General features: G+C 72.8%; 22 protein-coding genes. 6 read left to right on the top strand and 16 right to left on the bottom strand.

Translation table 11 applies throughout. The annotated features are described in order from the left end of the window. Positions 1–136: 136 nt before the first annotated feature. The 9 genes from ACIA3K_RS00875 to ACIA3K_RS00915 all read right to left on the bottom strand — a co-directional run bounded on the left by ACIA3K_RS00875 (position 137) and on the right by ACIA3K_RS00915 (position 10412). Positions 137–661: an FxsA family protein gene (locus tag ACIA3K_RS00875; protein ID WP_396798192.1), complete on the bottom strand. Its 525-nt coding sequence runs from the start codon at positions 659–661 to the stop codon at positions 137–139. A gap of 62 nt (positions 662–723) precedes the next feature. Beyond that, on the bottom strand, positions 724–1512 hold the full coding sequence (locus ACIA3K_RS00880) for a polyprenol monophosphomannose synthase (RefSeq protein ID WP_396798784.1): 789 nt from the start codon (positions 1510–1512) through the stop codon (positions 724–726). Between the two features lie 55 nt (positions 1513–1567). Then, the gene (lnt, locus tag ACIA3K_RS00885) at positions 1568–3091 is read right to left on the bottom strand and encodes an apolipoprotein N-acyltransferase (RefSeq protein WP_396798785.1); all 1524 of its coding nucleotides are present in this window, start codon (positions 3089–3091) and stop codon (positions 1568–1570) included. Positions 3092–3745: 654 nt separating this feature from the next. Then, positions 3746–5077, bottom strand: a complete 1332-nt coding sequence (locus ACIA3K_RS00890; RefSeq protein ID WP_396798194.1) for a glutamate mutase L — start codon at positions 5075–5077, stop codon at positions 3746–3748. After that, the gene (locus ACIA3K_RS00895) at positions 5074–5469 is read right to left on the bottom strand and encodes a hotdog domain-containing protein (protein ID WP_396798195.1); all 396 of its coding nucleotides are present in this window, start codon (positions 5467–5469) and stop codon (positions 5074–5076) included. The genes ACIA3K_RS00890 and ACIA3K_RS00895 overlap by 4 nt, the downstream gene beginning before the upstream one ends. After that, positions 5466–6215 carry an OAM dimerization domain-containing protein gene (locus tag ACIA3K_RS00900; RefSeq protein ID WP_355051124.1) on the bottom strand — a complete coding sequence of 250 codons (750 nt, stop codon included), beginning with the start codon at positions 6213–6215 and terminating at the stop codon, positions 5466–5468. Before ACIA3K_RS00900 ends, ACIA3K_RS00895 begins: the two co-directional genes overlap by 4 nt. Further along, positions 6208–7770, bottom strand: a complete 1563-nt coding sequence (locus ACIA3K_RS00905; RefSeq protein ID WP_355051125.1) for a lysine 5,6-aminomutase subunit alpha — start codon at positions 7768–7770, stop codon at positions 6208–6210. The genes ACIA3K_RS00900 and ACIA3K_RS00905 overlap by 8 nt, the downstream gene beginning before the upstream one ends. A 22-nt stretch (positions 7771–7792) precedes the next feature. Beyond that, complete coding sequence (locus ACIA3K_RS00910) at positions 7793–9358, bottom strand: amidohydrolase (RefSeq protein ID WP_396798196.1); 1566 nt, start codon at positions 9356–9358, stop codon at positions 7793–7795. Positions 9359–9362: 4 nt separating this feature from the next. After that, entirely contained in the window at positions 9363–10412 is a 1050-nt protein-coding gene (locus ACIA3K_RS00915) for a zinc-binding alcohol dehydrogenase (RefSeq protein WP_396798787.1), read from the bottom strand. A gap of 153 nt (positions 10413–10565) precedes the next feature. Between ACIA3K_RS00915 and ACIA3K_RS00920 the strand changes: the two genes are divergently transcribed. Further along, positions 10566–11957 carry a KamA family radical SAM protein gene (locus ACIA3K_RS00920; RefSeq protein WP_396798197.1) on the top strand — a complete coding sequence of 464 codons (1392 nt, stop codon included), beginning with the start codon at positions 10566–10568 and terminating at the stop codon, positions 11955–11957. 25 nt (positions 11958–11982) lie between these two features. Here ACIA3K_RS00920 and ACIA3K_RS00925 read toward each other — a convergent pair whose 3' ends face one another. The 3 genes from ACIA3K_RS00925 to ACIA3K_RS00935 form a co-directional block, all read right to left on the bottom strand. Further along, positions 11983–12663, bottom strand: a complete 681-nt coding sequence (locus tag ACIA3K_RS00925; RefSeq protein ID WP_396798198.1) for a polysaccharide deacetylase family protein — start codon at positions 12661–12663, stop codon at positions 11983–11985. A 379-nt stretch (positions 12664–13042) separates the two neighbouring features. Further along, complete coding sequence (locus ACIA3K_RS00930) at positions 13043–13384, bottom strand: YnfA family protein (protein WP_396798200.1); 342 nt, start codon at positions 13382–13384, stop codon at positions 13043–13045. Positions 13385–13458: 74 nt separating this feature from the next. After that, positions 13459–13653, bottom strand: coding sequence for a CsbD family protein (locus tag ACIA3K_RS00935; protein ID WP_355051130.1), 195 nt, complete (start codon positions 13651–13653; stop codon positions 13459–13461). Between the two features lie 156 nt (positions 13654–13809). Here ACIA3K_RS00935 and ACIA3K_RS00940 point away from each other — a divergent pair, with 156 nt between their 5' ends. Further along, positions 13810–14421: a histidine phosphatase family protein gene (locus ACIA3K_RS00940; RefSeq protein WP_355051131.1), complete on the top strand. Its 612-nt coding sequence runs from the start codon at positions 13810–13812 to the stop codon at positions 14419–14421. On the opposite strand, the gene ACIA3K_RS00945 is transcribed toward ACIA3K_RS00940, so the two are convergent. The 3 genes from ACIA3K_RS00945 to ACIA3K_RS00955 are packed head-to-tail and all read right to left on the bottom strand — an operon-like array spanning position 14351 to position 17162. Continuing rightward, entirely contained in the window at positions 14351–14857 is a 507-nt protein-coding gene (locus ACIA3K_RS00945) for an Lrp/AsnC family transcriptional regulator (RefSeq protein WP_355051132.1), read from the bottom strand. The genes ACIA3K_RS00940 and ACIA3K_RS00945 overlap by 71 nt on opposite strands. A 56-nt stretch (positions 14858–14913) precedes the next feature. Then, positions 14914–16056, bottom strand: coding sequence for an acyl-CoA dehydrogenase family protein (locus tag ACIA3K_RS00950; protein ID WP_396798202.1), 1143 nt, complete (start codon positions 16054–16056; stop codon positions 14914–14916). Beyond that, the gene (locus ACIA3K_RS00955; RefSeq protein ID WP_396798204.1) at positions 16053–17162 is read right to left on the bottom strand and encodes a M24 family metallopeptidase; all 1110 of its coding nucleotides are present in this window, start codon (positions 17160–17162) and stop codon (positions 16053–16055) included. Before ACIA3K_RS00955 ends, ACIA3K_RS00950 begins: the two co-directional genes overlap by 4 nt. A gap of 203 nt (positions 17163–17365) precedes the next feature. On the opposite strand from ACIA3K_RS00955, the gene ACIA3K_RS00960 reads away from it, so the two are divergent. After that, positions 17366–18736 (top strand): glycosyl hydrolase family 18 protein, encoded by a 1371-nt coding sequence (locus ACIA3K_RS00960; protein WP_396798207.1) that lies wholly within the window; start codon positions 17366–17368, stop codon positions 18734–18736. A gap of 37 nt (positions 18737–18773) precedes the next feature. Here the strand turns inward: ACIA3K_RS00960 and ACIA3K_RS00965 are convergent, their stop codons facing one another. Further along, positions 18774–19661 carry a winged helix-turn-helix transcriptional regulator gene (locus tag ACIA3K_RS00965; protein WP_396798209.1) on the bottom strand — a complete coding sequence of 296 codons (888 nt, stop codon included), beginning with the start codon at positions 19659–19661 and terminating at the stop codon, positions 18774–18776. A 98-nt stretch (positions 19662–19759) separates the two neighbouring features. Between ACIA3K_RS00965 and ACIA3K_RS00970 the strand changes: the two genes are divergently transcribed. From ACIA3K_RS00970 to ACIA3K_RS00980, 3 genes are all read left to right on the top strand, one after another. Further along, positions 19760–21022, top strand: a complete 1263-nt coding sequence (locus tag ACIA3K_RS00970; protein ID WP_396798789.1) for an MFS transporter — start codon at positions 19760–19762, stop codon at positions 21020–21022. 86 nt (positions 21023–21108) lie between these two features. Then, positions 21109–21336, top strand: a complete 228-nt coding sequence (locus ACIA3K_RS00975) for a hypothetical protein (RefSeq protein WP_396798211.1) — start codon at positions 21109–21111, stop codon at positions 21334–21336. 59 nt (positions 21337–21395) lie between these two features. After that, positions 21396–22325 carry a 5'-3' exonuclease H3TH domain-containing protein gene (locus ACIA3K_RS00980; protein ID WP_396798213.1) on the top strand — a complete coding sequence of 310 codons (930 nt, stop codon included), beginning with the start codon at positions 21396–21398 and terminating at the stop codon, positions 22323–22325.

Below are 22325 nucleotides of genomic sequence, written 5' to 3' on the forward strand. Positions count from 1 at the left end.
TTCGATCGCCTAGATTGTGCACATCCTCGCCGTGCGGCTCCTGGTGGTACGTACCCGCCGCGGCCGCCCCTGAGCCGCACCCACACACCCCCCGGCGCCCCCGGGGTTGCCCGGGGGCGCCGTCGTGTGTGTGGGTTCAGTTGCGGCCCGGCTCGACGATCTCGCCCTCGATGGCGCGGCCACCGTCGACGACCACCGGCTGCTCCGGCTGCGGACGTGGCGGCGGCTGTGGCGCGCCCTGACGCACCCGGACCGTACGCGGCCCGAACAGGTCACCGGCCACCATCGACGACACCCGCCGCTCGGCGACGCGTTGCACCCCGGCGCGAGCCAACCGGCGCACCGGCGGCACCATCAGCAGCAACCCGACCAGGCCGCTGACCAGGCCTGGTATCGCCAGCAGCAGGGCACCGGCCAACCCGACGAGCCCATCGGTCACCTGACGGCCCGGCGGCTGCCCGGCCTGCGCGGCGGTGCGGAACCCCCGCCAGGCGCGCATTCCCTCACGGCGCAGCAGCACCAGCCCCAGCAGGGACGCGGCGAACACCAGCAGCACCGCCGCGCCGAACCCCACCGCCCTGCCCACGACGACGAACACCGCCAGCTCCAGCACCACCGTCAGCAGCAGGGCCAGCGGCACGAACCTCAGTCCTCGGCGCATCTCACCTCATCGCCATCCCGCGGCACGACACGAACCGCACATCCAGCATGACACGGCCACGCTCACGGCCACCGCACCTGACCGCTGGGGGTGCCGTTCAGGCTGCGGCGTACGGCCTGCCGCCGGTCCTGCACGCCCCACGCGGTGATCCGCCACAACGCCTCGGCGACGATGCGCGGACTCATCTTGCTGTCGCCGCGTTCCCGCTCGGCGAACGTGATCGGCACCTCCACGATCCGCACCCCCGCCCGGTGCGCCAGCCGCGACAGCTCCACCTGGAACGAGTACCCCTGCGAGGTCACCGACGCCAGGTCGATGGCGTCCAGGGCGCTGGTGCGGTACACCCGGTAGCCGCCGGTGGCGTCCGAGACGGGCATGCCCAGCGCGAGACGCGCGTACAGGTTGCCGCCGCGCGACAGCAGCAGCCGCCGCAGCGGCCAGTTCACCACCCGCGCCCCGCTGGTCCACCGCGACCCGATCACCACATCGGCGTCCCGGGCGGCCTCCAGCAGCGCCGGCAGGTCCTCCGGGGCGTGGGAGCCGTCGGCGTCCATCTCCACCACCGCGTGGTAGCCGCGCTCGCGCGCCCACCCGAACCCGGCCAGGTACGCCGCGCCGAGCCCCTCCTTGCCCCGGCGATGCAACACCTGCACGTGCGGGTCGCCGTCGGCGAGGGCGTCGGCGATCGCGCCGGTGCCGTCGGGGCTGTTGTCGTCGGCGATGAGGATGCTCACGGTGGGGGCGGCCCGGCGGACCCGCCCCACGATCGCCGCCACGTTGTCGGCCTCGTTGTAGGTGGGGATCACCACGAGGACCCGACCCACGCCGGGCACCTCGTCGGGACGCCGGATCGTATCGGTGGCCTGGACCACGGTTCCTCCGCTCCCGCCGGCGTACCGGCTGCTGCTATGCGGGCACGACCCGCTGGCGGCGCCGCAGCACACCCGCGCCGACCAGGGCGGCCACCGCCAGAGCGGCCAGGGCCAACTCCGGCCACCAGCCGAGGCGGGTGGCGAGGGTGCGTCCGCTGTCGAGCCGCAGCTGCCGCACCACGACCTCCCGGGTGTTGAACCCGGTGGCATCGCTTACCCGCCCGTCGGGGGCGACGAACCCGGACACGCCGACCGTGGAGGCCATCAGCGCCGGCCGGCCGTGCTCGACGGCCCGCAGCCGCACCATGGCCAGCTGTTGGCGGGCCTCCGCCTCGTTGAAGGTGGCGTTGTTGGTCTGCACCACCAGCAGTTGCGCGCCGCCGGTGACCGTGTCGCGGACCACCTCGTCGTAGGCGACCTCGAAGCAGATCACGTCGCCGAGGGTCGCCGGGCCGGCGCGTACCACGCCCGGGGTGCTGCCGGGTACGAAGTCGGTGCGGATCAGGTCGACCTTGTCGCTGACCATGCGCGCGATGTTCCGCAACGGCACGTACTCGGCGAACGGCACCGGATGCCGTTTGGTGTAGAGCTGCGCCATGTCCGCACCGGTGCCGGGCCGCCACAGGATGCCCGCGTTGCGGACCTGCCCGGGCCCGGGGCCGAGCAGCACCGCGCCGACCAGGATGGGCGCGCGGATCGCGTCGGCGGCCTGGGCGATGCGGGCCCCGGCGGTGGGGTTGCGCAGCGGGTCGATGTCGCTGGAGTTCTCCGGCCACACCACCAGGTCGGGTCGCTGCGCGGTGCCGGCGACGACCCGGGCGGCCAGCTCGATGGTGGCGTCGACGTGGTTGTTGAGCACGGCCTGCCGCTGGGCGTTGAAGTCCAGCCCGAGGCGCGGCACGTTGCCCTGCACGATGGCGACGGTCACGGTCTTGCCGCCGCCCGCGGCGGCGACGGGCACCAGCAGGCTCACCGCGCCCACCGCCACGGCGACGGCGGCCGGCACGACCGCCGCCAGCCACCACTCGGGGCGGGCGTCGCGGCGGGCCGCCCAGCCCCGCCAGACGGCGGCGGCGAGCAGGCCACCGGCGAGGGCCACGGCGAAGGTGACCAGTGGCGCGCCGCCGAGGGCGGCCAGGCGCAGCAGCGGAGAGTCGTCCTGGCTGAACGCGAGGCGACCCCACGGGAAACCGCCGAACGGGGTACGGTCGCGCACCGCCTCCTGCCCCACCCACAGCAGCCCGGTCAGCGCCGGCCACTGCCACGGGCCCCGGTCGGCCAGGGGGGACACCCAGGCGGTGGCGGCGCCGAGCAGCGCCAGGTAGCCGGCCTGCAGCAGCGACAGCAGCACCCACGGCAGGTAGCCGGTGTGCAGGTTCGTCCAGGCCAGCATCGGCGCGAACAGCGCCACCCCGGTGAGGAAACCCAGGCCGGCGCCGGCGCGCAACCGTCGCCGGTGGGCGGCGGCGGCCAGCAGCGCCACCCCGACGGGCGCGAGCGGCCACACCCCGTACGGCGGGAACGCCAGCAGCAGGGCCAACCCGGCGACCACGGCCATCGGCGCGGCCACGCGCAGCGGCAGCGGCCGACCCGCGACGACCGGCGCACTGGTCACCGTGGGGACGTGACTCCCGTCCCGGTCCAGCGTCGTCACCGCTGCTTCACCTCGATCACCCGCCGAAGGCTACCCGGCCGCCATCCGCGCCTGACCCCTGCTCCGCGATCTTGCAGTTTCCGCTGCGACAGAAGGGGCGTTACCGCCCAACTCGACCACAGAAACCGCAAGATCGGCGCGGCGATGGGGGGCGATGTCGGGGGCGCATGAAATCGGGGCGCGGCTTGCGCCGCGCCCCGATGCTCCCAGGCCCTTCCCGGCCGGTGGGGCGAGGATGGGGCACGCCGACCTTCGGACCGACCAGGCGGTTGACTGGCTGCCCCCGCCGGGCCGTTGTCTACTGGCCGTGCACCTCACCCTGCCCGTACACCGGTAATCGCGGCCGGTTCGCGCCGCCCCGCCGACCCCCGCCCGCTGGACCTGGCCGCCGCGACGATGACGCTGAAACATGTCGCTCGGCCAGCGGACGAAGGGACGAAGCGAACAACAGCCGCTTCCCGTGGTAGGACTCAAAGACGGTACGTGCTGCACCCCGCCTCCTGTCAACCCACCCCGGCCTGTCGTGTGTTGCGCCACGGCGTGTCGGATCGGTGTGTCTCACTGCGGGCACAGATGGTGGCGCACCAGCGCCTGCGCCGCCGTCCGGTGCTCCTCGGCGAGCAGCCCACCGGCGGCCAGCACGTAGTCGACGTCCACCACCGCGCGGGCGGCGCGCGGCACCGCCCACCCGCCCGCGTGATCGGCCAGGACCGCCGCCAGCACCCGCCCCGACGCGTCGGGCGGCGCGTGCCGCAGCACCCCACCGGAGCCCACCAGCAGCCGCACGTCCCGCAGGTCCCGCCCGGCCCGCTCACCGGTGGCGACACCCCGGGCGTGCCGGCGCAGCGCCACCGTCGCCGCCAGGGTCGCGATCCGCGCGTCCACGGCCCGCTCGGCATCGTCGGCGGCCAGGAACGCCGGGTCGGCCGCCCGCCGGTCGGCGGCGGCAGTGAGGTCGTCGGCGTCGGTGAGCAGCCGCTCCTCGACGGCGGCGCGCACCACGCCCGGCGCGCTCCACCGCATGCCGAGATCGCCCTCGACGGTGCGGGCACGCCACAGGCTGCCGGCGACCTCCCGGCCCGGGCCGGTGGCCCGCTCGTCGGGGGTGAGCACCGAGTACACGTCGGTGGTGGCCCCACCCACGTCGACGACGGCCAGGTCACCGCCGATGGTGTCGGCCAGCACCTCCACGCCGGTCAGGACCGCGTCGGGGGTGGCCGCCCGTACCAGCCGCGCGAAACGGGTGCCCCGGGACAGTCGTTTACCTCCGATGACGTGCCGCAGGAACACCGCCCGGATCGCCGCCCGCGCCGACGTCGGCGTGAGGACCCCGATGCGCGGCAGCACGTTGTCCGCGCCGCTCACCGGCACCCCGGCGTCCGCCAGCAGCGCGGTCAGCTCGGCACGCACGTCGGCGTTGCCGGCCAGGACCACAGGGGTGCGCCAGCGGGCGCGGGCCAGCCGGGTCGCGTTGTGGCGGATCGTGTCGGCGTCGCCGCCGTCGGTGCCACCCACCAGCAGCACCACGTCCGGCCGGGCCGCCCGCAACACGGCCAGGGCCGCCGCGTCGAGCCGCCCGGCGGCGGTGTGCACCACGTGCGCGCCCGCCGACAACCCGACCCGCCGGCCCGCCTGCGCGGTCACGAGGGCCTCGTAGCCGATGACGGCCAGCCGCAGCCCACCGCCGGCGGACGAGCAGACGTACCACGGCACGTCGCGCAGCCCGAGCCCGGCGGTGGCCGCCGTGACCGCGGCGTCCAGGCCGCGCAGCACGTCGCTGCCCACCGTGGTGGGCGCGGCCGCCGCGCCGACGAGGACACCGGCGGCCAGATCCACCACGGCCGCCTTGGTGTACGTCGAGCCGACGTCCGCGCAGACCGCGAGGGTCATGACGAAGCGGGTACGACCACGGTGCCGGTCGCGGTCACCGCCACGATCGGCGGGTCGAGGACCTCGGCGGTGGACTCGGAGCGGTCCGGGCGGCCCCGGCACACCACCGCGCAGCTCAACTCCAGGGTGCGGCTGCGGCTGCCGACCCGTGTCACCCGCGCCGTCACCTCGACCACGTCACCGGCGCGGATCGGCGCGGTGAACCGCACATCGGCGTACCCGGCGAACAGGCCCTCGTCGCCGTCGGTGCGGATGCACACCTCGGTGGCGACGTCACCGAACAGCCCCAGGGCGTACGCCCCGTCGACGAGGTTGCCGGCGTAGTGGGCGTGCGCGTACGGCACGTACCGCCGGTGCGTCACCGTCAACCCGAGCCGCGCGTCGTCGCTCATGCGTTCGCCTTCCGTTGCGTGATCAGGGCGTGCACCAGGTAGCTGGCCACCTCGCCCGGCGTGGTGCCCCGGCCGAAGATCCGGTCGACGCCCAACTCGTCGGTCATCGTCTCGTCGAAGCGGGGACCGCCGACGATCAGCAGCGGCCGCTTGCCCGCCGGCATGGCCTCCCGGAACGCCGCCGACATCTCCCGCGTGTTGTGCAGGTGCGCGTCGCGTTGCGTGACGACCTGCGACACGAGCACCGCGTCGGCCTTCTCCGCCCGCGCGGCCTCCACCAACTCCGGGACGCTGACCTGCGCGCCCAGGTTGGTGACCTTCAGCTCCCGGTAGTACTCCAGGCCCTTCTCGCCCGCGATGCCCTTGACGTTGAGGATCGCGTCGATGCCCACCGTGTGGGCGTCGGTGCCGATGCACGCGCCGACCACTGACAGCTTGCGCCGCAGCCGCTGCTTGATCACCGTGTTGACGTCCTTGGCCGACAGCAACGCGAAGTCCCGCTCCACGACCTGCACGGCGGCCAGATCGACGAGGTGGTTGACCCGCCCGTACACGACGAAGAACGTGAACCCGTCCCCCATCGGTTTGGCGTGCACCACCATCGCCGGGTCGATGCCCATCTTGTTGGCCAACTGCACCGCCGCGCCCTCGGCCCGCTTGTCGTGCGGCACGGGCAGGGTGAACGACACCTGCACCATCCCGTCGCCGGTGGTGTCCCCGTAGGGCCGAACGATCGCCTTACTCACGACCCGCCTCCAGGATCTCCGTGGCCGGGTTGTAGTAGTCGCCCTCGTGCGCGGCGACACCGTCGAGGCCCTTGCCCCGGTCCGCGGGCCGCTTCATGATCCCGAAGGTGCCCTCGGCGATCGCGGTGAGCAGCGTCTGCTCCCCGATGCGCTCCAGCAGGTCCAGGGCCTCACCGAGCACCTGGTTGGCGCGGCGACGGATGAACCCGCCCGCCGCCGGAACGAAGTCCTCGTGCAGCCCGCCGGCCGCGCCGAGGACGTACCGCACGTTCTGCAGGGCGATGTCCCGGTCGGACAGCCACGGCGTCACCACCGCCTCGGTCATCATCCCCACCAGCAGGATGCCCTGACCGGTCAGCGTCCCCGCCAGGTTGAAGAACCCGTCGAGCAGGTTGCCCCGGAACACGTCACCGGTCATGTGTTTCGTCGGCGGCATCCACTTCAGCGGCGCGTCGGGGAACAACTCCCGCGCCAGCAGGGCGTGCGCCAACTCCAGGCGGAACGACTCCGGCACCTCCGGGTTGATCTCGAAGGCGTGCCCCAGGCCCAACTGCCAGTCCGCCAGGCCCGCCTCGTGGGCGAAGAACTCGTTGAGCAACTGCGACACCGTCACCGTGTGCGCCTCGTCGACGGCGTCGGCGGTGGTCAGGTAGTTGTCCTCACCGGTGTTGATGATGATCCCCGCGCGGGCGTGGACCTGCCGGGAGAACCGCTGATCGACGAACGTGCGCACCGGGTTGATGTCGCGGAACAGGATCCCGTACATCGAGTCGTTGAGCATCATGTCGAGGCGTTCCAGGCCGGCCAGGGTCGCCATCTCCGGCATGCACAGACCCGACGCGTAGTTCGTCAGCCGCACGTAGCGGCCCAACTCCTTCGACGACGCGTCCAACGCCGCGCGCATCAGCCGGAAGTTCTCCTGCGTGGCGTACGTGCCGGCAAACCCCTCCCGGGTGGCGCCCTCGGGCACGTAGTCCAGCAGCGACTGGCCCGTGGACCGGATCACCGCGATCACGTCCGCGCCCGCCCGCGCCGCCGCCTGCGCCTGCGGGATGTCCTCGTAGATGTCCCCGGTCGCCACGATCAGGTAGATCCAGGGCCGCTGCGCCGGGTCACCGTGCCGCTTGACGAGCCGGTCCCGCTCGACCCGCCGCCGGTCGATACGCCGGATCCCCGCGCCCACGGCCCGGCGGGCCGCCGACCGGGCCGCCGTGGCCGCCCGACCCGACGGCACGCCGAACCGCACCGACCCGGCGGCGGCCTTCTGCGCCAGCAACGTCACGTCGGTGCTGCCCTCACGCACCAGCGCGTCGAACACCGGCGCCGCCACCCCGTGCCCCAGGCCGACGTCCGCGACGACCGCGTCGACGAGCCGGTTCACCCACGGAATGCCGTCCGGGTCGGCGCCCGTCACCCCGGCGAGGCGCAGCACCGCCCGCTCCACCGACACCGTGGTGTGGCTGCGCGCCAGGTCGACCACCGGCTGCCCGGCCCGCCGCGCCAACTCCCGCGCCCGCGCCACCAACACCGGATCAAGATCAAGCTTCCCGGTCACGCCACACCGCTCATCTGCTCGCTCACGACGACCCTTCCTCATAGATGACCTCGCCGCGCAGCACCAGCCGCCGGCACACCGGCAGCGGCGTCGGGTCGTCCGGGCCGCGCAGGTCCGGATCCTCGGCCAGCAGCACCGGCAGGCCCCGCTCGACACCGGCCGGCGTCGACCACACCGCGAACGTCGCCGGGGCGCCCAACGCCAGCACACCCTCGACGTCCAGGTGCACCGCCCGCCACCCGCCGCGCGTGTGCGCCGCGAACGCCGCCCGCACACTCATCCGCTGCGCCGGGTTGTGATGCGCCGCCGCCGCCCGCACCGACCCCCACGGATCCAACGGCGTCACCGGCGAATCCGACCCGAACGCCAACGCCACACCCACCGAGTGCATGGCGCCCATCGGGTTCGACTCCAACGACCGGGCGAGGCCCAGACGCGCCTCGTACATCCGGCCCGCACCACCCCACAGCCGGTCGAACGCCGGCTGCACGCTCGCCACGATCCCGTACTCCACGAACCGCGCGATCATCCGCCGACTCATGATCTCGGCGTGCTCCACGCGGTGCCGGGCCGCCCGCAGCCGCTCCACGCCCAGCGTCGCCGCCGCCGCCGCGAACCCGTCCAGCACCGTGCCGATCGCCGCGTCACCGATCGCGTGGAACCCGCCCTGCAGGCCGTGCGCCGCGCAGTCCACCAGGTGGTCACGCACCTGCTCGACCGTCAGGTAGCCGTGCCCACAGCCGTCGCCGTCGCCGTACGGCTGCGACACGTGCGCCGTGCGCGACCCCAACGCCCCGTCCGCGAACAGGTCACCACCCGCGCCCACCGCGCCCAACTCCCGGGCCCGCGCCGCGCCACCCAACTCACCCCAGTACCCGTACACCTCCGGCACCCCCGCGCCCGAGATGCCCAACAGGCCCGTGAAGTCCTCCTCGTCGGAGATCTCCGGGCCGCCGCACTCGTGCACCGCGGCGATACCCAGCGACGCCGCGTGCGCGAGCGCCACCCGCTGCGCCGCCACCCGCTGCGCCCGACTCACCGACCCCTGCGCCGCCGCCCGCACCACGTGGTGCGCGTCGCGACGCAGCCAACCCGACGGGTCGTAGCCGGCCGCGTCCACCACCTGCGGGCACGCCGCCAGCAACGCCGACGACACCAACGCCGAATGGATCGACGCCTGCGACAGGTACACCCGCCGGCCACCGGCCGCCCGGTCCAGCGCCGCCGCGTCCGGCAACGTCACGTCCGACCAACCCGACTCGTCCCAGCCGTGCCCCAGCACCACCGCGTCCGCCGGCAGCCCCGCCGCGAACACCGCCACCGCGTCCAGCAACTGCCCCGCCGAGCGCACGCCAGACAACTCCAGCCCGGACAACGCCAACCCGGTGTCCGTGGCGTGCACGTGCGCGTCCACGAACGCCGGCGTCACCAGCGCCCCGCCCAGGTCCACCACCTTCTCGGCCGGCGGCGCGTCACCGTCCGTGCCCAACCAGGTGATCCGCCCACCGGACACCAGCAGCGCGGTCGCGCTCGGATCCGCCGGACAGTGCAACACGCCGCCGCGGTACAACGTCGAGGGGTTCGTCATGACCTCAGTCTGCCGCGATCCGCGCCGCGAAAAGCTGGCGCACCCCCGGCTCGGCGCGCAGCAACCCCAACGCCAACTCCGCGTGCCCCGGCACGTACCCGTTGCCCACCAGCATCGTCACGTCCGCCGCCAGCCCCTCCGCGCCCAACGCCGCCGCCGAGAAGCTCGTCGCCATCGAGAAGAAGATCACCGTGCCGCCGTCCGCGGTCGCCAGGACCGCCCCGTGCTCACAACCCGGCACGTCCACGCAGACCACCGTCACGTCCGCCGGCGTACCCAACGCCGTGGTCACCGCCGTGGACAGGCCCACCGGATCCCGCGCGTCGGCCACCGCCACCACCGACGCCAGCCCCGCCGCCGTCAGCGCGTCGCGCTCCGCCGCCACCGGAACCACCCCGACGGTACGGGCGGCGCCCGCCCGCCGCGCCGCGGCCAGGGACAGCGACCCGCTCTTGCCCGCCCCACCGATCACGGCCACGCTCACCGGCGTCGGATCGCCGGCACGCCGCCGGTCCTCCACGTGACGCGACACCACCCGCGCCGTCAGCGCCGGCGCCCCGCACACGTCCAGCACGGCGAGGGACAACTGCGGATCCTCGTCCTCGGGCAGCACCGCCGCGATCGACCGGGCGAACAGGATCGCCCACCCGTCACACGGCACCTGCTCGCTGCGACCGTCCCAACGGGCCAGCCCGTCGGTGATCACCAGCGGCGTCAGCGTCAACGACACCAGCGAGGCGACCCGCTCGCCGGCCTTGAGCCCCAGCGGGGAACGCCGACCGGCCTCCTCGACGACGCCGATCAACATCCCACCCGAGCCGGTCACCGGGTTCTGCATCTTGCCCCGGGTGGAGATGATCTCCAGCACCTCGGCGCGGACCGCGTCACCGTTCCCGCCGTGCTTCTCCGACAACTGCCGGAAGCTCGCCGCGTCCAGGTTCAGACGCTGCACCCGGATCCGCACCTCGTTCGGCGCGATCTCCCTCGACGCGTCCAGGCGCCACGCCGCCTGCGGCAGCACCCCCGCCGGTTGCACGACGCGGTGCAGTCCCACCGGTGACGTCACGCCAACCTCCCCCACGCAGCCGCTCGAAGCCCCGGCCAGGGCTCGCGTAACGGGAAAACTTACGGCAGACTAATTTCTTTGCCGAATATTTTCCAGTAGCCTTCGAGCTTCGATGATCCACCGCAGCACCGAGGAGGGGCCGTGACCCAGACCATCCCCCAACCCCGTCACGCCCCGGTCGCCACACCGACCGCCGGGCAGCCGTACGAATACCACCGCCGCCCCCTGGTCGAACCCGACTGGACCCGCTTCCCCGGCTGGCGACACGTCACCCGCGACCAGTGGGAAAGCGCCCAGTGGCAGCGGGTCAACTGCGTCAAGAACATCAAGCAGCTCCGCGCCGTCCTCGGCGACACCGTCGACGAGACCTTCTACGCCGACCTCGAGGCCGACCAGAAGGCCCTGGCCACCATGTCCATGCTGGTGCCCCCGCAGATGATCAACACGATGGTGCCGTTCGAGGCGATGAGCACCGAAGCGCTGCTCGCCGACCCGATCCGCCGCTACATGATCCCGGTGGCCTCCGACCGGCGCACCGACTGGCCCTCACACCCCTACGCCAGCCGCGACAGCCTCCACGAGCACGACATGTGGGTCGCCGAAGGCCTCACCCACCGCTACCCCACCAAGGTCCTCGCCGAACTGCTCTCCACCTGCCCGCAGTACTGCGGGCACTGCACCCGCATGGACCTCGTCGGCAACTCCACCCCCACCGTCGAGAAACTCAAGCTCACCCTCAAGCCCGTCGACCGCTACGACGCCCACATCGCCTACCTCAAGAACCACCCCGGCGTACGCGACGTCGTCGTCTCCGGCGGCGACGTCGCCAACGTCCCCTGGCGCAACCTCGAGTCGTACCTCATGCGGCTGCTCGACATCGAAACCGTCCGCGACATCCGGCTCGCCACCAAGGCCCTCATGGGCCTCCCCCAGCACTGGCTCCAGCCCGACGTCGTCGAAGGCCTCGAACGCGTCGCCCGCACCGCCGCCCGACGCGGCGTCAACCTCGCCATCCACACCCACGTCAACCACGCCCAGTCGCTGACCCCACTGGTCGCCAAGGCCGCCCAGACCGCGCTCGACGTCGGCGTACGCGACGTCCGCAACCAGGGCGTCCTCATGCGCGGCGTCAACGCCACGAACGCCGACCTGCTCGACCTCTGCTTCGCCCTGCAGGGCGAAGCAGGCATCCTGCCGTACTACTTCTACATGTGCGACATGATCCCCAACGCCGAGCACTGGCGGGTCCCGGTCTGGCACGCCCAGCAGCTCCAGCACGACATCATGGGCTACCTGCCCGGCTACGCCACCCCGCGGATCGTCTGCGACGTCCCCTTCGTCGGCAAGCGCTGGGTCCACATGCTCACCGACTACGACCGTGAGCGCGGCATCTCCTACTGGACCAAGAACTACCGCACCTCCATCGAGTCCGCCGACCTGGAGGCGCTCAACAAGCGCTACGCCTACTACGACCCGATCGACACCCTGCCCGAGGGCGGCCAGCAGTGGTGGACCGACCACCGCGACGACTGACGTAGCCGACGTGCTGGCCGCCCACTCAACCGGCGGCCAGCACCTCCGACAACGGCGCCGGCGTCAACCCACGCTCGCGTAACCCGGCCAGGATGTGCGGCAACGCCTCATCGGTCATCGCCGCGTTCGCCTCGGTCACATGCATGATCACCACCGAGCCGGGACGGACGTGGTCCAGGACGGCCCGCACCAGCGGCTTCCACGCCTTCGCGAACGGATCACCGCTCACCACGTCACCGTCCACCACCGTCACGCCCAACGGCGCCAACGCGTCCAACGCCGCCGCGTCGTGGCACAACCCCGGAAAGCGGAAGTACCGCGTCTGCCGCCCCCCGTACGGCGCGATCACCTCGAACGTCTTCGCCACGTCGGCGGCCAGCTCGCCGACCGGCAGCCGAGGCAGGTCGTAACAGTCCGCCGTGAACGCCGCGTGCCCGTAGGTGTGGTTCGCCACCTCGAAGCGCGGATTGCCGGCGATCCGCCGGGTCACCTCCGGATACCGCTGCACCCACTTGCCGGTCAGGAAGAACGTCGCCGGCACCTGCTCCCGCTCCAGCAGGTCGAGGATCCGCAGGTTCGCGTACGACCGCACCTTGCCACTGCGCAGATTGGCCAGCATGCCGTCGGTCATGTCCGCGTCGAACGTCAGCGCGACCCGGGTGCCGACCCGCGGCCCATGGTCGACCACCGGCGCCCTGGTCCCCACCCTCGACGCCCCGGGGACGCTCGAAACCCCCGACGTCGGAGAAGCCGCCGATGCGGCGCTGTCGGACGAGGGCGCGGCGGAGGGTCCAAAGAACGTCGGCCGCTCCGGCGGCGGCACCCGAGAAGCCGAACACCCGCCCACGCCCAGCGAAGCCATCACAACCAGCGCCCCACACCAGAACGAGCGGAGCCGCACTCCCATCACGCGCCGCATCATCGCAGAAGCGAGCACGTCTCACCGCCCCGCCCACCCACGCTCCCTGGCACGCGTCGATCATGGACCTGTGGTGCCTGATTCACGGTCTCGCGAGCGTTTCGTCCCCGCCACAACTCCATGATCGACTGCCCGAGAGGCGGCCGGGGGGCAACGGGCTACGGGACTACGGGGTTGGGGTTCGGGGGGCGTACATGATGACGGCTACGCCCAGCAGGCACAGGGCTGCGCCGGTCAGGTCCCAGCGGTCTGGGCGGAAGCCGTCGACCACCATCGCCCAGCCCAGCGAGCCGGCCACGAACACGCCGCCGTAAGCGGCCAGGATGCGGCCGAAGTTCGCGTCCGGCTGGAACGTGGCCACGAAGCCGTAGCAGCCGAGGGCGACCACACCGGCGGCGATCCACCACAGGCCGCGCTGCTCACGCCAACCCTGCCAGACCAGCCAGGCACCGCCGATCTCGGCGAGGGCGGCCAACGCGAACAACACCAGCGAACGAAGCACGGTCACGCCGCCGACCCTAACGGCTCGCACGCGTGTGGTCCCCGAACAGCATCTGCTCGGGGACCACGCGACCGCTCAGGTCACTTGTTGAAGGCGTCCTTCACGTTGCGACCCGCGTCCTTGACGTTCTGACCGGCCTGCTTGGCGCGCGCGTCACTCTGCTCACTGGCGCCCTCGCCACGCATCCGCTCGTTGTTGGTCATGTCGCCGACCCGCTCCTTCGCGGCGCCGGCCATCTGCTCGGCCTTGTTCTTTGCCTTCTCGGTGAAGCTCATCGCGCCTCCTCGGTCTGGCGGTTGTCGCCGCTCGCTTGCCCGGTCTCCGGGTGCTGAAACCGGTGGTGCCGGTCGGCACACCCGGTAGGGCGTCCTAGGAAGATAGGTTGAGGGAGGGTGGCCCGGGCCACGACGCCACGATGGTTAACTGGCCGCATGGGAGAGCTCCTGCTGATCCGGCACGGCGAGACCACCTGGAGCGCCAGCCTGCGGCACACCTCGTACACCGACCTGGAGCTGACACCCGACGGCGAGCGACAGGCCCGCACCCTCGCGGCGTTCCTCGCCGGACGGCGCTTCGCCACCGTCCTGGCCAGTCCCCGCTCCCGGGCACTGCGCACCGCGCAGCTCGCCGGGCTCACCGTCGACGCCGTCGACGAGGACCTCAGCGAGTGGAACTACGGCGAGTACGAGGGCCGCACCACCGTCGACATCCACGACGACGACCCGCACTGGAACATCTGGACCGACGGCTGCCCCGGCGGGGAGTCACCCGCCCAGGTGGGCGAGCGTCTCGACCGCGTGCTGGCCCGCGTCACCCCGCTGCTCGACCGCGGCACCGTGGCCCTGGTCGGCCACGCGCACAGCCTGCGGGTGCTCGGCGCCCGCTGGATCGGGCTACCGCCGTCCGCCGGCGGCCGACTGCGCCTGGACACCGCGACGGTGAGCGCGCTCGGTCACGAGCACGGCCGGCAGGTCATCCTGCGGTGGAACCAGCCGGCTCCTCCGGCGCCCGGGACCGCGACCGACCAGGCGCCCCGGCACTGATCTTCGGCGGACGGTTCTCGTACGGCGTGGACAGCACCACCGTCGTCCGGGTCGTCACGTTCGCCGAGGTGCGGATCTCCTGCAACACCCGCTCCAGGTCCGTCGGGCTGGCCACCCGCACCAACAGCAGGTAGAAGTCCTCCCCCGCCACCGAGTAGCACGAGTCGATCTCGGGTAGGTGGGCGAGCCGCTCCGGCGCGTCGTCCGGCTGCGACGGATCGAACGGTCGGATCGCCACGAACGCGGTCAACGGCAGGTCCAGCGCCTCGAAGGAGACCCGGGCCGCGTACCCCTTGACGACGCCGCGTTGCTCCAGCCGCCGCACCCGCTGGTGCACGGCGGACACCGACAGTCCCACCCGCTCGGCCAGGTCGGTGTACGACAGACGGCCGTCAGCGGTCAGGGCGGCGACGATGGCGCGGTCGATCTCCTCCACGGCGAGCAACCTACCGGGAAATCGGCGCGACGGCGACGAGGAAACCCCGGGCCTGGTCAGCTCTTCGCGAGCGCCCGGGAGATCACCAGCCGCTGGATCTGGTTGGTGCCCTCCACGATCTGCAGCACCTTCGCCTCGCGCAGGTACCGCTCCACCGGGTGGTCGGCCACGTAGCCGGCCCCGCCGAGCACCTGCACGGCGTCGGTGGTCACCCGCATGGCCATGTCGGTGGCGAACAGCTTCGCCTTCGCCGCCTCGATCGAGTACGGCCGCCCGGCGTCGCGCAGCCGCGCCGCCGCCAGGGTCAACGCGCGGGCGGCGGAGATCTGGGTGGCCGCGTCGGCGAGCAGGAAGCCCAGGCCCTGGAAGTCGATGATGGACCGGCCGAACTGCTGCCGCTCCCGCGCGTAGCCGACCGCGTAGTCAAGCGCTCCCTGGGCGAGCCCCACCGCGCAGGCCGCGATGCCGAGCCGGCCCGAGTCCAGCGCGGACATCGCGATGGTGAACCCGGCTCCCTCGCCACCGACCAGCCGGTCCGCCGGCACCCGCGCCCCGTCGAAGACGATCTGCGCCACCGGCGAGGAGCGCAGCCCCATCGTCCGCTCGGCCGTCTGCGGCGCGATGCCGGCGGTGCCCGCGTCGGCGACCAGGCAGGAGATGCCCTTCGGGCCGGGCCCGCCGGTGCGGCAGAAGACGTTGTAGAAGTCGGCGCTGTGGGCGTGCGTGATCCACGCCTTGGTGCCGGAGACGACGTACGCGTCGCCGTCGCGGACCGCCCGGGTGCTCAGTGCCGCCGCGTCCGAGCCACCCTGCGGCTCGGAGAGGCAGTACGCGCCGAGCAGTTCGCCGCCGAGCATGTCCGGCAGCAGCTTGCGCTGCTCGTCGCTGCCGAACGCGGCCACCGGGTAGCAGCTCAGGGTGTGCACGCTGACCGCCTCGGCGACCGCGAGCCAGCGGCTGGCCAGGATCTCCAGCACCTGGAGGTACACCTCGTACGGCTGCGCCGCGCCGCCGTACTCCTCGGCGTACGGCAGACCGAGCAGGCCGGCGCGGCCGATCGTGCGCAGCACCTCGCGCGGGAACTCGGCGCGTTCCTCGAAGCCGGCGGCCTTGGGCGCCAACTCACGGTCGGCCAGCTCGGTAGCGAGGTCCAGCAGGTCGTGGGCCTCGTCGGTGGGGAGGATCCGGTCGACAGTCATAGCGCGATGAGCTCCGTGGGGGTGGTGTTGAGCCGTTGCACGCCGTCCGTCGTGCAGACGACGATGTCCTCGATGCGGGCGCCGTGCCGGCCCGCCAGGTAGATGCCCGGTTCGATGGAGAACGCCATGCCGGCCTCCAGGGGCCGGTCGTTCCCGGCCACCAGGTAGGGCTCCTCGTGACCGTCCAGGCCGATGCCGTGCCCGGTGCGGTGCAGGAACGCGTCGCCGTATCCGGCGGCCGTGATGGGCGTCCGGGCCGCCGCGTCGGCCGCCGCCGCGGTGCGGCCGGGCCGGACCGCCGCCACCGCGGCGCGCTGGGCGGCGTGCAGCACCGCGTAGTACTCCAGAAACTCGGCCGGCGCGGTTCCGCCCGCCAGGTAGGTGCGGGTGCAGTCCGAGCGGTAGCCCGAGGGCATGGTGCCGCCGATGTCGACCACCACCGGCTCGCCGACGCCGATCGGCCGATCCGAGGTGCCGTGGTGCGGGCTCGCGGAGTTGGGGCCGGCGGCCACGATGACGAAGTCGACGCTGACGTGCCCGGCGGCGCGGATCGCGGCGGCGATGTCGGCGGCCACCTCGACCTCGGTGCGCCCGGGTCGCAGCCACTCGCCCATGCGCAGGTGCACCTCGTCGATCGCCGCGCCGGCCTCGGCGAGGGCCGCGATCTCCGCCGGGGACTTGCGGATCCGCAGCTCGCGCAGCACGTCGCCGGCGAGCCGCTGCGCGACGCCGGGCAGCGCCGCGCGCAGGGCGAGGACCTGCTCGGCCCACATCCGGTCGGCGAGCCCGACCGCCGCCGCCGGGCCGTCGAGTGCGGCCACGACCAGGGGGTACGGATCCGCGCCGTCGGGATGGTCGACGATGCGCAGACCGGTGGTGGTCGACGCCTCGGCGGCGGGACGTTCCAGTCGGGGCACCACGAGCGTGGGCTCGCCCTCGGCGGGCAGCACCAGGCAGGTCAGCCGCTCCCCCGCGTGGGCGTCGTAGCCGATCAGGTAGCGCAGGTCGGAGCCGGGGGTGAGCAGCAGCGCGTCCAGGCCGGCAGCGGCGGTGGCGCGCTGCGCGGCGATCAGCCGGTCCGGCGGGTACAGCTCGTCGGTTCCCACCCGGTCAGCTTAACGGTCGTTTGGGGAGCGCCAGAAGCCGTGTACGCCCCCACGACGGAAATCCACCGGCGTTGATTGACGCCGACAGTTAACACTCTTTAAGATTTGGCTGCCTCGAGGCCCACCCGTTCCTGCCCCCGCACGTCCCGCCCGCGACAACCCTGCGCGGGCGGGTGTCGTCCCCCGCCCACGGGAAGGCCCCCATGTCCTCACCACTGCGCCGCGTCCTCAGCGCCGGCCTGCTCGCCCTGGCCACCGCCGCCACCACCGTCGCCCTCGTCCCCACCGCCGCGCAGGCCGTGGTGCTGCCGAACGGTTTCAAGAGCGTCGGCTACATGCCCTCGTGGGCCGGCAACGTCAACACGATCCAGTACAACAAGCTCACCCACATCAACTACGCCTTCGTGCTGCCCAACAACGACGGCAGCCTGCGCGCCGTGGAGAACCCGAGCAAACTCTCCTCGCTCGTCTCCCAGGCGCACGCCAACAACGTCAAGGTCTCCATCGCCGTCGGCGGCTGGAACGACGGCAACGACTCGGCCTTCGAAGCCCTCGCAGCCAACTCGGGCAGCCGGACGGCGTTCGTCAACAACCTGGTCAACTTCGTCAACCAGTACAACCTCGACGGCGTCGACATGGACTGGGAGTACCCGGACCCGGGCGCCTCGGCCAACAACTACACCCAGCTCATGACCCAGCTGGGCAGCGCCATGCACAGCCGCGGCAAGCTGCTCACCGCGGCCGTCGTCTCCGAGGGCTACTACCTCGACGGTGTGCCGACCGCCGTGTTCAGCCAGGTCGACTGGCTCAACATCATGGCGTACGACGGCGGTAGCCCGCACTCGAACTACGACTGGTCGATCAACAGCATCAACCTGTGGAAGTCCCGTGGACTGCCGGCCAGCAAGGCCGTCCTCGGCATCCCCTTCTACAGCCGCCCCGGCTACTACACGTACTCGGCGCTCGTCGCCCTGGACCCGGCCAACGCCAACCGGGACTGCACCACCGCCGGCGGCGCGCAGCAGTGCTACAACGGCATCCCGACCGTCAAGCGCAAGACGCAGTGGGCGCTCGCCAACGCCGGCGGCGTGATGAACTGGGAGCTGTCGCAGGACACCACCGGCTCCACCTCACTGGTGAGCGCCATGTACGACACCATCATGGGCGGCACCACCCCGCCGCCGTCGGGTCGTACCGGCCAGATCACCGGGATCGGCGGCAAGTGCGTCGACGTGGCGGCCGCGAGCACCGCCAACGGCGCCGCCGTCCAGATCTACACCTGCAACGGCACCGCCGCGCAGACCTGGACCGTCGCCACCGACGGCACGCTGCGCGCCCTCGGCAAGTGCGCCGACATCACCAGCGGCTCCACCGCCAACGGCGCGAAGGTGCAGCTGTACGACTGCAACGGCAGCGGCGCGCAGGTGTGGCAGGCGCAGTCCAACGGCACGCTGCGCAACCCGCAGTCCAACAAGTGCCTCGACGTCACCGACAACACCTCGGCCGACGGCGCCCGCCTGCAGATCTGGGAGTGCTTCGCCGGCGCCAACCAGCGCTGGACGCTCCCGGCCTGATCCGCCCGTACGCCCCGATCCCCGGTTGACGACCGTGTCAGCCGGGGATCGTCGCGTGGTCGCGGGCCAGGGCCAGCATCTCGTCGACCGACCCGGCCGGATCGGTGACCGGGAACTGCACCGCCCGCACCACCGACGTCGGATCGACCAACATGGTCAGTCGCTTGAAGCGGGTCACCCCGCCGGCCCGGAAGGTGGGCAGCAGCAGGCCCGCGGCGAGCCGGCCGTCCTCGTCGGACAGCAGCGGAAACGGCAACCCGGCGTACGCGCTGAAGTCGGCGAGCTGGTCCGGTCGTTGGGTGCTGATGCCGTACACCCGCACGCCCAGGTCCCGGAATCGCGGGTACCGGTCGGCGTAGGTGGTCGACTCCAGGGTGCAGCCCCGCGCGCCCGGGATGTCGGCCCACCCGGGCGGATAGGCGTTCACGCCCGGCGCGTACGCGCCCGGAAAGAGGTAGAGGACGCTCCAGGCGTCCGGCGTGGCCACCGGGACCGGCCGTCCGTCCGGCCCGGGCAGGACGACCTCGGGTAGTCGCCGCCCGACGAGGTGGTGCACCCGTCGCGCCTCGGCGGAGGCGTCGTCGGCGGTCGCGGTCAGTTCCCCGTCACCCATCAGGTGCCTCGTTCCCCAGTCCTGTAGGGCGATCAGCACCGGTAGCAGGCCCTCGCCCCGCGCGGTCAGCAGGTAGTCGTGCCGGGGTGGGTGCGCGGAGTACGGGCGGCGTTCGAGCACGCCGTGCTCCACCAGCGCGGCCAGGCGTTCGGTCAACGCCCGTCGGCTGACGCCCAGCTCGCGCTGGAGCGCGTCGAAGCGGGTCGTGCCGCCGGCGACGTCGCGCACGATGAGGAACGTCCACCAGTCCCCCAGCACACCGAGCGCCTGCGCGATGCCGCAGTCCGCGTCGGCGAGATCCTCCCGTCGCACCCGCTTCCTCCCTCCGTCCTGACCCGACTATAGTCCGTTCCAGAATGGAACGCACTGACACCGGGAGCATCGCGGCGCGACGAACGGGGGCCGACGACATGCACGTCGACGAACGGGCCGGGGTGTTCTGGCGCTGGTGGACCGCCGGCACGACCAGCATGGTCGGGTCGGCGGTCGGCGCGGTGGCCCTGCCGCTGACCGCGCTGGTCGTCCTGGACGCCTCCGCCTGGCAGATGGGTCTGATCGCGGCGGCCAGCTACGTCGCCTGGATCGTGATCGGCCTACCCGCCGGTGTCATCGTGCAGCGCCTGCCGCTGCGCGGCGCCCAGATCGGTGCGGACGTGGCCCGGGCCCTCGCCGTCGCGTCGATCCCCCTGGCCTGGTGGTGGGGGCAGCTCACGGTGACCCACCTGGTGATCACCGCGCTGGTCGTCAGCTTCGCCAACGTGCTGTTCGACGTGGCCAACTCGACCTTCCTGCCCAGCATCGTCGAGCGCGAGCAGTTGCAGTCTCGCAACAGCCTCACCTCGGCCACCCACGCCGCGACCCTGCTCAGCGGCCCGTCCCTCGGTGGACTCGCCGTGCAGGCGCTCGGCGCGGTGCCCACCCTGCTCGTCGACTCGGCAAGCTACCTCGTCTCCGCGGCTCTGCTACGTACGCTGCCCGCGCGCCGCGTCGACGCGCCCGAGCACTGGCCGCCGGTCGGTGCGCTGATCCGCGAGGGCTGGCGCTACGCCGCGTACCACCCGGTCATCGGGCCGTGCATGTGGGCCGCGACGGCCATGAACTTCGTCTGCGGCGCCCAGTTCGCGCTGCACCCGCTCTACCTGGTCCGCGACCTGCACGCGCCACCCGGCCTGGTCGGCGTCCTGCTCGCCGTCGAGGGTGTCGGCGCGCTGGTCGGCGCCGCCCTCACCAACCGGATCACCACGTGGCTCGGTAGCGCCCGCGCGCTGGTCGCCGCCGGATTCACGACGGTCGTCGGCGCGTTCCTGATTCCCGGGGGCACCGGTTGGCCGGCGTACGTGGCCTTCGCCGCCGGCAGCATCGTCTTCTCCCTCGGCACGGTCGTGCTCAGCGTGACCACCCGCACGTACCGACAGATCGCCAGCCCACCCGAGCTGCTCTCGCGGGTGATGGCGACCGTACGGTTCGTCTCCTGGGGCGCGATCCCGGTCGGTGGGCTCGTCGCCGGCGCGCTGGCCGGCCCGCTCGGCGCCCGCGCCACGCTGTTCGTCGTCGCGGCGACCCTGATCTGCGCGCCCCTGGCGCTGCTGCTCTCCCCCGTCCGGCACCTGCACGACCTCACCGACCACGACCGTGACGAGACCCGGCGTCCGGCCGTCACCGCTGGTCGGTGAGCGGTTTGCCGGGTAGGACCGGGGAGGGGGCCATAGCCTGGAATCGGGCCGCCCGCGCGGGTGGCTCCCGAGCGGGGAGGACGGACGTGGCAGCGAACGACGCGAACCGGGCGGCGACCCGTCGCCGTCGGCAACTGTGGGCCGGAGTCCTCGCGCTCATCGGCCTGGTCCTGCTCGTGATCGGGCTGACCGCGGCCGACGGCGTGGCCGCCTGGGTCGAGGTGGTGGTCGCGATCCTGCTGCTGGTGACCAGCTACGTGGTGCAGCACCTCGCCCGCCGCGACACCGTCTACCGACACGACGATCGGCGCTGACGCCGCCGGGCGGCCGGGCGTACCGCTGATCGTCGGGGGGCTGTGCCAGGCTGTCGGGCGTGGCACACCGATCCCCGATCCTGCTGATCGACGCACCCAGCCTCTACTTCCGGGCGTACTTCGGCATTCCGGAGTCCGCCGCACGCGCCGAGGACGGCACACCCGTCAACGCGGTGCGCGGCTTCCTCGACATGCTCGCCACGCTCATCCGCGGTCGCGGCGCGGACCGGATGGTGTGCGCCCTCGACTACGACTGGCGACCGGCGTGGCGGGTCGAGCTGCTGCCGTCCTACAAGGCGCACCGGGTGGCCCCGCAGGGCGGCGAGGTCGTCCCCGACACGCTCTCCCCCCAGGTGCCGATGATCCTGGAGGTCCTCGACGCGGTCGGCATCACCGCCGTGGGCGCGAACGGCTACGAGGCCGACGACGTGCTCGGCACGCTGTCGGTGACCCAGCCGGGCCCGGTCGAGGTGGTCTCCGGCGACCGGGACCTGTTCCAACTCGTCGACGACTCCCGGGACGTGCGCCTGCTCTACATCGGGCGCGGCGTCGCCAAGCTCGACGACTGCGACGACGCGGCGGTGCGCGCCCGCTACGGCGTGCCGGCCGATCGGTACGCCGACTTCGCCGCCCTGCGCGGCGACCCCAGCGACGGGCTGCCCGGGGTGCCGGGCGTCGGCGAGAAGACCGCCGCGCGGCTGATCGAGCGGTACGGCAGCATCGACGGCGTCCTGGCCGCGCTGGACGACTCCGACTCGTCGTTCGCGCCGGGTCTGCGTACCAAGCTGGCGGGCGCCCGCGACTACCTGGCCGTCGCGCCGACGGTGGTCCGGGTGGCCCTGGACGTGGCCCTGCCGGAGCTGCCCACCGCGCTGCCGACGGCCCCCGCCGACCCGGAGCGGCTGCTCGACCTGGCCGGCCGGTGGAACCTCGCCGGCTCCGCCCGCCGACTCGTGGACGCCCTGGCCGCCCGCGTCGACACCGCCTGA

Origin of the sequence: Micromonospora sp. NPDC051543, assembly GCF_044454415.1 — a bacterium.
Classification (GTDB): domain Bacteria; phylum Actinomycetota; class Actinomycetes; order Mycobacteriales; family Micromonosporaceae; genus Micromonospora.

Coding starts and splice junctions, on each gene's coding strand:
- ACIA3K_RS00940 (WP_355051131.1), top strand. CDS start 13,810: ATGGGAGAGCTCCTGCTGATCCGGCACGGCGAGACCACCTGGAGCGCC.
- ACIA3K_RS00895 (WP_396798195.1), bottom strand. CDS start 5,469: ATGAGCGACGACGCGCGGCTCGGGTTGACGGTGACGCACCGGCGGTAC.
- ACIA3K_RS00875 (WP_396798192.1), bottom strand. CDS start 661: ATGCGCCGAGGACTGAGGTTCGTGCCGCTGGCCCTGCTGCTGACGGTG.
- ACIA3K_RS00890 (WP_396798194.1), bottom strand. CDS start 5,077: ATGACCCTCGCGGTCTGCGCGGACGTCGGCTCGACGTACACCAAGGCG.
- ACIA3K_RS00950 (WP_396798202.1), bottom strand. CDS start 16,056: ATGACTGTCGACCGGATCCTCCCCACCGACGAGGCCCACGACCTGCTG.
- ACIA3K_RS00960 (WP_396798207.1), top strand. CDS start 17,366: ATGTCCTCACCACTGCGCCGCGTCCTCAGCGCCGGCCTGCTCGCCCTG.
- lnt (WP_396798785.1), bottom strand. CDS start 3,091: ATGGCCGTGGTCGCCGGGTTGGCCCTGCTGCTGGCGTTCCCGCCGTAC.
- ACIA3K_RS00935 (WP_355051130.1), bottom strand. CDS start 13,653: ATGAGCTTCACCGAGAAGGCAAAGAACAAGGCCGAGCAGATGGCCGGC.
- ACIA3K_RS00910 (WP_396798196.1), bottom strand. CDS start 9,358: ATGACGAACCCCTCGACGTTGTACCGCGGCGGCGTGTTGCACTGTCCG.
- ACIA3K_RS00970 (WP_396798789.1), top strand. CDS start 19,760: ATGCACGTCGACGAACGGGCCGGGGTGTTCTGGCGCTGGTGGACCGCC.